This window comes from Bradyrhizobium sp. CCH5-F6 (assembly GCF_001556045.1).
Lineage (GTDB): Bacteria > Pseudomonadota > Alphaproteobacteria > Rhizobiales > Xanthobacteraceae > Bradyrhizobium.
The window spans coordinates 22,595-33,519 of the sequence record NZ_LSIC01000212.1 but is presented as its reverse complement, the minus strand read 5'-3'; the positions used below and the strand labels follow the sequence as shown (position 1 = coordinate 33,519).

Below are 10,925 nucleotides of genomic sequence, written 5' to 3'. Positions count from 1 at the left end.
CGGGCGAGGGCCGCGCACCTCGGTCATCTGCTCCGGCGAGGCGCCGATCGCGCGCACGTCGACGACCTTGCCGAGGGCGGTATCGAGGACGTCGCCGCGCACCGAGATGCTTCGACCCTGAGCCAGCTGGTCCTGCATGCGTTCGCCCTCCGGTGGCGGCAGACGCAGCGTGGTGCCGTCATCGAGCACGACGCCGTTCACCTCGCCGCGCTTGCCGTGCAATTGCAGGGCGATGCGGCCGCTGATGGTCTGGTCGTCATTGGCACCGCGCCGGTCCGGCGGGCCGTTGTCGACGACGCTCTTGCCGGTCGCGACATTGGTGACCGACGCCGCGTCGACCAGCGGAATGGCGCGGGCGCGCAAGCCACGCACCGAAACCTGGTCGCCGGGACGGATCGCAAACACCGTCTGGGCACTGAGATGCGGCGGCAGCTTCACCTCGGTGCCGTCGGTGAGAATGATTCCGTCGACGTCGCCGCGCGGCGTCAACGTGTACTGCTTCACGGTCCCGCGAGATTCCGGAAGCTGCGAGGAATCCCACATGGGATCCCGGACCTGCGAATAAGCGGCGGCGCCGCTGCCGATCGCTGTGGTGGCGAGCAGCACCCAGAACAGCGCGCGCATGCGTGTGGTCTTCATGGAACAACTCCTGTCGATATCGCGACCTCGTCGCTTACGCAGGATTCAGCAAGCCATGTGCCAGTCGCAAAATGATTGATCCGAAAGGAGTTTTTGCCGCGCTTGCGGAGTTAGCCGTCGTCTTTGCCGACACGGTCCGTCAGCTTTTCTGACGCCTCGGCAAGACCGTAGCGCTGCATCTTGGTGTAGAGCAGCTGGCGGTTGATGTTGAGACGGCGCGCCGCCTCCGTGCGATTGCCGGCGCAGGCCGCCAGCGCGCGCTCGATCATCTGCCTCTCGAGCTGGGCGACCGCCGCGGGCAGGTCCGCATCGTCCGGCGCCGGGACTGCTGTTACCGGATTCGCGCTGGTGTCGATGTCCTCCGCTCCGATCACGTCGCCGCGTGTCATGATGCAGGCGCGCTCGATCGCATTACGCAGTTCGCGGACGTTGCCGGGCCAGGGATGACGCTGCAATTTGTCGATCGCGGCCTCGCTGAGCTGCTTGTGACGGCTGTTGCTCGCGCCCGCGCGCGCGAGGAAGTGCCGGGCGAGCGGCACGATGTCCGCCACACGATCGCGCAGCGGAGGGAGCGCGATCTGCACCACGTCGAGCCGGTAATAGAGATCCTCGCGGAAGTCTCCGGTCGCGGCGAGCCTGGCGAGATCGCGGTGGGTTGCGGCAACGATGCGTGCATTGGTGCGCACGGGCTTGCCCCCGACCGGCGTGATCACCTGCTCCTGCAAGGCGCGGAGGATCTTCGCCTGCATGGGCAGCGGCATGTCGCCGATCTCGTCGAGGAATAGCGTGCCGTTGGCGGCATCGCGAAAGGCGCCGGAGCGGTCGGCGGTCGCGCCGGTGAAGGATCCCTTGACGTGGCCGAACAACTCGCTTTCCAGCAGGTCAGCAGGAATCGCCGCACAATTGACCGCGACGAAAGGACCGTCCTTGCGCTTGCCGTGAATGTGAAGCGCGCGCGCCACCAGCTCCTTGCCGGTGCCGGTCTCGCCGCGGATCAGCACGCTGGCGTCGCTGTCGGCCGCGAGACCGATCGCCTTCTGCACGCTGCGCATCGGCTCGCTCGATCCGATCAGGCCATCCCCGGCATCGTCCGCCGGAGCCGCAATCGCCGGCACGCGCTGGGGCAGTCGCTCCAGCAGGGCCTTCAGTTCCACGCGACCGATCGGCTTGCTGAGGTGATCGAAGGCGCCAAGCCGCATCGCCTCGATCGTATTGGCTGCGCTGGCAAACGCGGTCAGCACCACGACATGCGGGCAGCCGGCGCTCGCGCGGATGCGACGCAGAACCTCGATCCCATCCATGCCGCCCGGCATGCGCAAATCGAGCAGCACCACATCGACGTCGTCGTCCATTGCCGCCAGACCTTCGCGGCCGGACGCGGCGAGGCGGGGTTCGTGGCCGAGATCGGCGATTGCCTCGGCTAGACCTTCGCGCAGGGCGCGGTCGTCGTCGATGATCAGGACGGTTGCCATGGCACCTCGATCTCGAATTCGGCGCCGCCGACGGATCGGAGCAGGCGGACATGGCCACGATGATTGCGCGCGATCTCGCGAACGATGGCGAGCCCGAGACCGGTGCCGTCAGCGCGCCCGGTGACGAACGGCTCGAACAGGCGCTCGCGCAATTCGTCGGGAATGCCGGGACCGGTGTCGGATACCTGAAGCAGCAACAGGTCGCCTCGCCGGCGCGCGTCCACGCTGATCTTGCCGCCCGCGGGCGTATTCTGGATGGCGTTGATGATCAAATTATCCAGTGCCCGCTGCATCTGGAGCGGATCGAATTGCGGTAACGGCGAAGACGCCGGTCCGGTTCCGGCGGTCAGGGCGATGTTCCGTGCCGTGGCGAGGTCGCGATGAGTCTCGACGGTGCGCGTCAGGAAGGTCTCGAGATCGACCTCCGCGAGCCGGGGCTCGCGCGCCTGCGTCATCTCCAGGAGGTCGCGCAGGAGAATATCGAGCCGATCGACCTGTTGCAGGATCGAGGTCAGCGCTGCCTCGCTGCGCGAGCCGTCGGCGACCGCCAGCGCATTCTCTGCCTTCAGCCGCATCGCGGCGATGGGATTGCGGATTTCGTGCGCGAGGCCCGCCGACATGCGCCCGAGCGCAGCGAGCCGCTCGGCTGCGGCGGCGCGGCGGCGTTCCACCGACAGGCGTTCGCCGGCGCCGTTGAGCGCGTCGACCAGGCGGTCTAGCTCTGGGGCGCCGGTCCGCGGCAATGTCGGCAGATCGATTGTGCCGGCGTGGGGGGCGTCCAGAGCGGCTTCGATTTGGTTGATCTTTCGCGACCAGACATAGAGCACGCGCGCGAGCCACGCGGCCGAGCCGAAGATCGTGAGCGCGAGCAACAGGAGTCCGGCCAACAGCTGATTGTAGGCCGGCCCCTCCGCCGTGAACGCCCGTGTCATGGTCCATCCGGTCACGCCGGTCAGCGGGCCGCGCAGCGGGCAAGCATGAACGATCAGCACTTGTGACCGGCCGCTTTGCCGGATCGAGGAGGGCCGGCCGGATCGCTGCGCCTCGGCATTGACGTCGCGAATGGTGTTGAGCTCGGCCGAGGGCAGGTCGGTCTTCGGTCCGGTGCCTTCGTAGGTCGGAAAAGCGTAGGCGAGGGAGCCCGCATCTGCCTGCCAGATGCCGCCCTCGACGCCGGCCGCACCGGACAGCGCGCTCTGGACGACCGCTGCAAGCTGCTGCTTCAGCGGATCATCGATCTCGCCGCCGCTCCAGCCCGTGACGAAGAATTGGTAGCGATCGGCGAGTTCGCGGCAGGCCCGCGCCGCCAATTCCTCGGAGCGCGCCAGCCGCGCATTCGCGGTCTGCCGATAGGATTCGAACAGGAGATAGCCGGTGGCTATGCCTGATACCACCAGCATGATCCACAGGGCGAGCAGTCGGGAGCGAAGCGAGCGCATGCGCTAGGGAACGCGCGAGGCTGAAAATCGGCCGCTCATGGCCGCGCCATCGACAGCTTCTCCGTGATCGCCTTGCGCAGGATACGCGACAGCGATTCCACCGAATACGGCTTTTGGATCAGCTCGAAGCCGCGATGGGCGCTTTCGGCGAGCACGTTGCTGTAGCCGCTGGTGAGCACCACGGGCAGGCCCGGATAGCGTTCGCGGATGATGCCGGCGAGCTCGACGCCGTTCATGCCGGGCATGATCACGTCGGAGAAGACGAGGTCGACGGCGAATTCGTTCTCGCCGAGGATCGCGAGCGCCGCGTTGGCGTTGGCGACGCGTCGGACGACGTAGCCGAGGTCTTCCAGAAGCTCGGTCGAGAACCGGCCGACATCATCGTTGTCCTCGACCACGAGCACGCGGTAGCCGCGCCCGGTGGTCGCGGCCTCGCTGGTCAGCGTCGCGGCTTCCTTCTCCGTGGCCGGGCTTTGCGCCTGCGGCAGATAGATGGTGAAGGTCGAGCCTTGGCCTTGCGTGCTCGTCACTGCAATGTCGCCTTCGGACTGCTTTGCGAAGCCGAAGGCCTGGCTGAGGCCGAGGCCGGTGCCCTTGCCGACCTCCTTGGTGGTGAAGAACGGCTCGAAGATCGAGTCGAGATGTTCCGGCGCGATGCCGCCGCCGGTGTCGGAAACGGAGATCGCGACATAGTCGCCGCCGCGCGCCGATTGCGCGCGCAGGCTCGGAATCCCGGAGACCTTGCGCACGGCGATGGTGAGGCGGCCTTCGCCCTCCATGGCGTCGCGGGCGTTGATGGCGAGGTTGATCAGCGCGGTCTCGAACTGGGCGATGTCGGCCACCGTGAAGCAATCGGCTTCCTGGACGTCCACGGCGATTTCGATGCGGCCGCCGACGAGCGGCCGGACCAGCTGCGCCACGCCCTCGACCTGGCTGCCGACGTTGAATATCTGCGGCTTCAGCGGCTGCCGCCGCGCGAACGCCAGAAGCTGTGCCGTCAGCTTGGAAGCGCGCTCGACCGTATCGGAGATGGCGTCGACATAGCGGCGGCGGCGTTCCTCGGGCAGCTCGCGGCGGCGCAGGAAATCGGTCGCCGAGCGGATGATGGTGAGCAGATTGTTGAAGTCGTGCGCGACGCCGCCGGTGAGCTGGCCGATCGCCTCCATCTTCTGCGACTGCCGCAGCGCTTCCTCGCCGCGGCGGCGCTCGGTGATGTCGACGGCCTCGGGCACGGCGCCCGTGATGTTGCCGTGGCGGTCGAGCACGGGGCGCATGCCGAAGTCGAAATCGCGCTCGCCGATGGGAAGGCGCAGGCGCATTTCCAGCCGCACCGCTTCGCCCTCGAGCACGGTGTGGAAAGCATCGCGCACCAGCGCACTCATGCCCTCCGTTGCGCTGAACCAGGGGGTCTCCCAAAGCGGCTTTCCGATGACGTCCGGAGGGCTCGCCTTGATGCCGGCGAGCGCCGTCGTGTTGGCGTAAAGCACTTCGCCCCTGAGATTGACCAGGCCCTGATACTGATTGCTGGTTTCCAGGATCGCGCGCAGCCGCGCCTCGTTCGCTTCGAGCTCGGCGGTGCGCTCGGCAATGCGCTCTTCCAGCGTCTCGTTGAGCCGGCGCAGCTCGATCTCGGCCTGCTTGGCCACGGTGATGTCGTGGGCGACGCCGATGAAGCCGATATGTTTTCCGGTCGGATCCCAGCGCGGCTGCGATTCCGATCGAAGCCACCGCCATTCGCCGATCGCGTTCTTGTAACGCGCTTCCAGCACGAAGGGCTTGAGGGACGCTTCACCGTCGACGGATTGCTGGAGCACGCGCGGCAGGTCGTCGGGATGCAGCACCTTGCGCCAGTCGAAATCGATGGCCTGCTCGTAGGGCAGCCCGACGAAGTCGACATAGGCCCGGTTGGCGAAGGACCGCTTGCGGTCGAGCTTGGTCACCCAGATCGGCACCGGTGCGCTGTCGGCGATCAGCCGGAAGCGCTCTTCGCTTTCGCGCAGCGTCTCGCGCGCCAGCGCCTGGTCGGTGATGTCGATATGGGCGCCGACGAGCCGAACGGCCCGGCCGTCCTTGTCGCGCTCGATCTTGGCGACCACGCGGATCCAGCGGGTCTCGCCGTCGCTGGGGCGGATGATGCGGTATTCGGCAGTGTAGTCTTCGCTCGTTCCGGCGAGAGCCTCGAAGAAATGCCTGACGGTGGCGTCGCGATCGTCGGGGTGGATGCGCTTGACCCACTCTTCGTGCGACTCCTCGGCAGCTTCCGGCGGCAGGCCGTGGATCATCAGATATTCCGGCGAGCGACGGTTCTTGAAGCCTTCGCGGAAATCGACCTCGACACCGCCGACCTTGCCGATGCGCTGGATGCGCGCGAGCTCGGCCTCGCGCTCCTGCAACGCGCGATAGGCGTTGTCGCGCTCGCGCGCGACGTGTTCGAGGTGCTGGCGCAGCCTTTCGGCGGCGACGGTCTCGGGCAAGGGTTCGTTCAAGGCATCGGCCGTTGTCATGCAGGTGCGCACGTGCCGGATCGATATTCACACAGACGGAGCGTGATGGCCATCGTTTAAAGGGCAAGTATCGGGAAACAGGGGCGCATGCCTGAACGCGTGGTGGCAACGTCCGGCCTGGCAATTTGTTCCGGACACTGGAACGATCGGCCGACCGGGGAGTCTTCGCGAGACGCCGATTCTCTCATAAAGCTCCCTTTCCGAAGAGGCTAAACCTTGAAGCTCTTTGTCTGTCAGGCCTGCGGCAACATCCTGTACTTCGAGAACCGCGCCTGCGAACGCTGCGGGCATCGGGTCGCCTTCATGCCGGAGAAGGAGACAATGTCGGCGATCGAGCCCGCCGGAGAGGACTGGCGGACGCTGGCCGACAATGGCGAAGGCCGGATGCTGTGCCGTAATGCCGAGTACGATGCCTGCAACTGGCTGACGGACGCGGGCGATACCACCGGCTATTGCCGCGCCTGCCGTCACAATGGGACGGTGCCGAATCTCTCTGATCAGGCGCAGCTCGCCGGATGGCGCGAGTTGGAGGTGGCCAAGCACCGTCTATTCTATTCCCTGATCCGCTGGAAGCTGCCGCTCCAGACCCGGCAGGATAATCCCGGGAATGGCCTGATCTTCAATTTCCTCGCCGACGATCCCAACAGCGGACAGAAGGTGATGACCGGCCACGACAACGGTCTGATCACGATCGCGCTGACCGAGGCCGACGACATCGAGCGCGAGCGGCGCAGGTTGGAGCTGGGCGAGCCCTACAGGACGCTGCTCGGACACTTCCGCCACGAGGTCGGGCACTATTTTTGGGATGCGCTGGTGCGCGACGGCGGCAAGCTCGACCAGTGCCGCGCCATTTTCGGCGACGACACGGCCGACTACGGTCAGGCCTTGCAGCGGCACTATGCCGAAGGCCCGCCGGCCGACTGGCAGCAAAGCTACGTCTCGGCCTACGCCACCACGCATCCCTGGGAAGACTTCGCCGAGACCTGGGCGCACTACCTCCATATCGTCGACACCCTGGAAATGGCCTCCGAATTCGGCATGGAGGTGCGCCCGAAGGTCGACCGCGACGGGGAGTTGACCGCGCGCATCCGCTTCAACCCTTACGAGGCAAGGGATGTCGAGGCGCTGGTCAATGCATGGCTGCCCTTCACCTTCGCCATGAACAGCGTCAACCGCGCCATGGGCCTGCGCGACCTTTATCCATTCATCCTGTCGCCCGTGGTGATCGCCAAGCTGGGTTTCATTCACGACCTGATCCGGGACGTGGCCAGGGCCGGGCAGCCTCAAGCAGCCGCGCGGCGTCCCTAGGGCCCGCCGGGTCAATTCCGGTCTTGCGCTGGCACGCCAGGAGCCCGGGATTTAGACCGTTGCCTCCGGCCCATTTTGATGTACCACGGGGGCCATACGGCCCGTCCCAAAGGTGCCCAACGGCCGGGGGAAGGGTCCCGCCCAAGGTCGAGACTCAAGAAAAGCATGTTCAAACGCATTCTGATCGCCAATCGCGGCGAAATCGCCTGCCGGGTCATCAAGACCGCCCGCAAGATGGGAATTCAGACGGTTGCGGTCTATTCCGAGGCCGACCGCGATGCCCTCCATGTCGAGATGGCCGACGAGGCGGTGCTGATCGGTCCGCCGGCCGCGGCCGAGAGCTATCTGGTGATCGAGAAGATCGTCGAGGCCTGCCGCAAGACCGGCGCAGAGGCCGTGCATCCCGGTTATGGCTTCCTGTCCGAACGCGAGGCGTTCCCGCGCGCGCTGGAAGCCGCCGGCATCGTCTTCATCGGCCCGAACCCCGGCGCCATCGCCGCGATGGGCGACAAGATCGAATCCAAGAAGGCGGCCGCCAAGGCGAAAGTCTCGACCGTGCCCGGCTATCTCGGCGTGATCGAGGACGACAAGCACGCGGTCAAGATCGCCGACGAGATCGGCTATCCCGTGATGATCAAGGCGTCCGCCGGCGGCGGCGGCAAGGGCATGCGCATCGCGCATTCCAGGGCCGAGGTCGCCGAAGGCTTCAATCTCGCCAAGGCGGAGGCCAAGGCCTCGTTCGGCGACGACCGTGTCTTCGTCGAAAAGTTCATCGTCGATCCCCGCCACATCGAGATCCAGGTGCTCGGCGACAAGCACGGCAACGTCATCTATCTCGGCGAGCGCGAATGCTCGATCCAGCGCCGCAACCAGAAGGTCATTGAGGAAGCGCCGTCGCCGTTGCTCGACGAGGCTACACGCCGAAAGATGGGCGAGCAGGCGGTCGCGCTCGCGAAGGCCGTGAACTACGATTCCGCCGGCACCGTCGAGTTCGTCGCCGGGCAGGACAAGAGCTTCTACTTCCTGGAGATGAACACGCGTCTCCAGGTCGAGCATCCCGTGACCGAACTCGTCACCGGCATCGACCTCGTCGAGCAGATGATCCGTGTTGCCGCCGGCGAGAAGCTCGGCATCGCGCAGAAGGACGTCACGCTGACGGGCTGGGCGGTGGAATCGCGTCTCTACGCCGAAGATCCGTTCCGCAACTTCCTGCCCTCGATCGGGCGGCTCGTGAAGTATCGCCCGCCGGCGGAAGCCAGCCAGGACGGCATCACCATCCGCAACGACACCGGTGTGCAGGAAGGCGGCGAGATCTCGATCCATTACGATCCGATGATCGCCAAGCTCGTCACCCATGCGCCGTCGCGCGCGGCTGCGATCGAGGCGCAGGCGACCGCGCTGGATTCGTTCTACGTCGACGGCATCCGCCACAACATCCCGTTCCTGTCGGCGCTGATGCACCATCCGCGCTGGCGTGAGGGACGGCTTTCGACCGGCTTCATCGCCGAGGAATTCCCCAAGGGCTTTGCGGTGCGCGTGCCCGAAGGCGAGGTCGCGCGGCGGATCGCCGCGGTCGGCGCCGCCATCGATCACGTGCTCGGTGCGCGCAAGCGGCAGATCTCGGGGCAGATGGGCGGCCGCGTCGTGCAGCGCGAGCGGCGCCGCGCGGTCTGGCTCGACCGCCAGGAGATCCTGCTCGAAGTCGAACGCGAGGGCGAGGCGATCGCCATCCGCTTCGTCGATTCCAACGGCAAGGTCGGCAATGCGCATCTGTTGCAGTCGCCGTGGAAGCCCGGCGATCCGGTCTGGCAGGGCACCATCGACGGCCACCTGGTCGCCGTGCAGGCGCGCCCGATCGCCAACGGCATCCGCCTCGCGCATCAGGGCGTCGAGGTGCCCGTCTACGTCTGGACCGAAGCGGAAGCGGCCTCCGCACGGCTGATGCCGGTGACGACGGCGTCCGATACCGGCAAGAAGCTGCTGTGCCCGATGCCCGGCCTCGTGGTCTCGATCGCGGTGACCGAGGGGCAGGAGGTCAAGGCCGGCGAGACGCTGGCGGTGGTCGAAGCCATGAAGATGCAGAACGTGCTGCGCGCCGAGCAGGACGGCACGGTGAAGAAGATTCATGCCAGCGCGGGTGCGACACTCGCGGTGGACGCGCTGATCCTGGAGTTCGCGTAACTGTACGTGGGGCGAGCGGTCTGCCCGCAACCATCGTCATTGCGAGGAGCGTAGCGACGAAGCAATCCAGTCTGTCTCCGCGGATACGGTACTGGATTGCTTCGCTTCGCTCGCAATGACGGCGAATGAGGCCACCGCCTTGGTCCCAGAAAGTGAGGCAATCATGGCCTTTCGTTCCCGCCGCGAGAAACTTCGCTCTATCCTGTCGGGCGCGACTTGCGTCCACCCCGGCTCCGTCTACGACGCCATCTCGATCCGCATCGCCGAGGATCTCGGCTTTCCTCTCGGCATGTTCGGCGGGTCGGTGGCTTCGCTCGCGGTGCTCGGCGACCCCGATGTCACACTGATCACGCTCACCGAGCTTGCCGAGCAGATGCGGCGGATGTCCCGTGCAGCGGCACTTCCGGTGCTGGTCGATGCCGATCACGGCTACGGCAATGCGCTGAACGTGCGCCGCACGGTGCAGGAGCTGGAGACGGCGGGTGCGGCCGGCCTCACTATCGAGGACACGCTGCTGCCGGCCGCGTTCGGCGAGACCAAGGCGCAATTGATCTCGCTCGAGGAAGGCGTCGGCAAGATGAAGGCGGCGCTCAGTGGCCGCAGCGATCCCTCGCTGGTCATCATGGGCCGCACCGGCGCGGCCGCGATCACCTCGATCGAGGACGCGATCCGCCGCGCCAGGGCCTATGAGGCGGCCGGGGTCGATGCGCTGTTCTTCACCGGCATCAAGTCGCGCGCCGAGCTCGAGGCCATCGCATCGGCAACGCATCTGCCGATCGTGCTTGGCGGTGCGACGGACGAGCTGAGCTCGCGCGATTATCTCGCCGGCCAGCGCGTGCGGATCGCGCTGCAGGGCCACGCGCCGATCGCGGCCGCGACGCAGGCCGTCTACGAGACGCAGAAGGCGTTGCGCGAAGGCACGGCGCCGAAGAGCCTGAAGGGCTTGGCGTCGTCGGAGCTGATGGCCCGTGTCATGCGCGAGAGCGACGTCAGGGCCCGCAGCGCCGATGTGCTGGAGCCGAGAAAGTGAACCGGGCGATTCTCCAGGTGATGGTCCGCGGGCGCGTGCAGGGCGTCGGATATCGGGCCTGGGTCGAGCATCAGGCGATTGCGAGCGGCCTCGAAGGCTGGGTCCGCAACCGACGTGACGGCAGCGTGGAGGCGCTGTTCGCCGGCGCGCCGAATCACGTTGCCGACATGGTCGCGCTGTGCCGCCACGGCCCGCCGTCCTCGCGCGTCGACAACGTCACGAGTGAAACCGCCAGCGCGGATGAGCTGAATCTGCGCCGGGCAGGGGAGGCTTTCTCGGTCTTGCCGACGGTGTAGCTTCAGAGAAGTCCCGGGCATGACGCCGTAGGCCGAGGTGCCCCAAGCTCTCGATG

At 66.6% G+C, this 10,925-nt stretch carries 8 protein-coding genes; 4 read left to right on the top strand and 4 right to left on the bottom strand.

Annotation, left to right across the window (positions count from 1 at the left end):
- The 4 genes from AX729_RS37220 to AX729_RS37205 form a co-directional block, all read right to left on the bottom strand.
- A partial coding sequence (locus AX729_RS37220) for a hypothetical protein (RefSeq protein ID WP_063817337.1) occupies positions 1-639 on the bottom strand: 639 nt, incomplete at its 3' end.
- A 110-nt stretch (positions 640-749) separates the two neighbouring features.
- Entirely contained in the window at positions 750-2,111 is a 1,362-nt protein-coding gene (locus AX729_RS37215) for a sigma-54-dependent transcriptional regulator (protein ID WP_061029788.1), read from the bottom strand.
- On the bottom strand, positions 2,096-3,550 hold the full coding sequence (locus AX729_RS37210; RefSeq protein WP_061029786.1) for a sensor histidine kinase: 1,455 nt from the start codon (positions 3,548-3,550) through the stop codon (positions 2,096-2,098). Before AX729_RS37210 ends, AX729_RS37215 begins: the two co-directional genes overlap by 16 nt.
- Positions 3,551-3,585: 35 nt before the next feature.
- A complete protein-coding gene (locus AX729_RS37205) occupies positions 3,586-6,066 on the bottom strand; it encodes a hybrid sensor histidine kinase/response regulator (protein ID WP_061029784.1) in 2,481 nt (826 codons plus the stop codon).
- 204 nt (positions 6,067-6,270) lie between these two features.
- Here AX729_RS37205 and AX729_RS37200 point away from each other — a divergent pair, with 204 nt between their 5' ends.
- The 4 genes from AX729_RS37200 to AX729_RS37185 all read left to right on the top strand — a co-directional run bounded on the left by AX729_RS37200 (position 6,271) and on the right by AX729_RS37185 (position 10,869).
- Positions 6,271-7,362: a zinc-binding metallopeptidase family protein gene (locus AX729_RS37200; protein WP_061029782.1), complete on the top strand. Its 1,092-nt coding sequence runs from the start codon at positions 6,271-6,273 to the stop codon at positions 7,360-7,362.
- 165 nt (positions 7,363-7,527) lie between these two features.
- Positions 7,528-9,543 (top strand): acetyl-CoA carboxylase biotin carboxylase subunit, encoded by a 2,016-nt coding sequence (locus AX729_RS37195; protein WP_061029781.1) that lies wholly within the window; start codon positions 7,528-7,530, stop codon positions 9,541-9,543.
- A 163-nt stretch (positions 9,544-9,706) separates the two neighbouring features.
- Positions 9,707-10,573 carry an isocitrate lyase/PEP mutase family protein gene (locus AX729_RS37190; RefSeq protein ID WP_061029778.1) on the top strand — a complete coding sequence of 289 codons (867 nt, stop codon included), beginning with the start codon at positions 9,707-9,709 and terminating at the stop codon, positions 10,571-10,573.
- Positions 10,570-10,869 carry an acylphosphatase gene (locus AX729_RS37185; protein ID WP_061029776.1) on the top strand — a complete coding sequence of 100 codons (300 nt, stop codon included), beginning with the start codon at positions 10,570-10,572 and terminating at the stop codon, positions 10,867-10,869. The genes AX729_RS37190 and AX729_RS37185 overlap by 4 nt, the downstream gene beginning before the upstream one ends.
- Positions 10,870-10,925 lie beyond the last annotated feature (56 nt).

Excerpts from the sequence above, each read along its gene's own strand:
- AX729_RS37215 (WP_061029788.1), bottom strand. The coding sequence starts at position 2,111 with ATGGCAACCGTCCTGATCATCGACGACGACCGCGCCCTGCGCGAAGGT.
- AX729_RS37190 (WP_061029778.1), top strand. The coding sequence starts at position 9,707 with ATGGCCTTTCGTTCCCGCCGCGAGAAACTTCGCTCTATCCTGTCGGGC.
- AX729_RS37195 (WP_061029781.1), top strand. The coding sequence starts at position 7,528 with ATGTTCAAACGCATTCTGATCGCCAATCGCGGCGAAATCGCCTGCCGG.
- AX729_RS37210 (WP_061029786.1), bottom strand. The coding sequence starts at position 3,550 with ATGCGCTCGCTTCGCTCCCGACTGCTCGCCCTGTGGATCATGCTGGTG.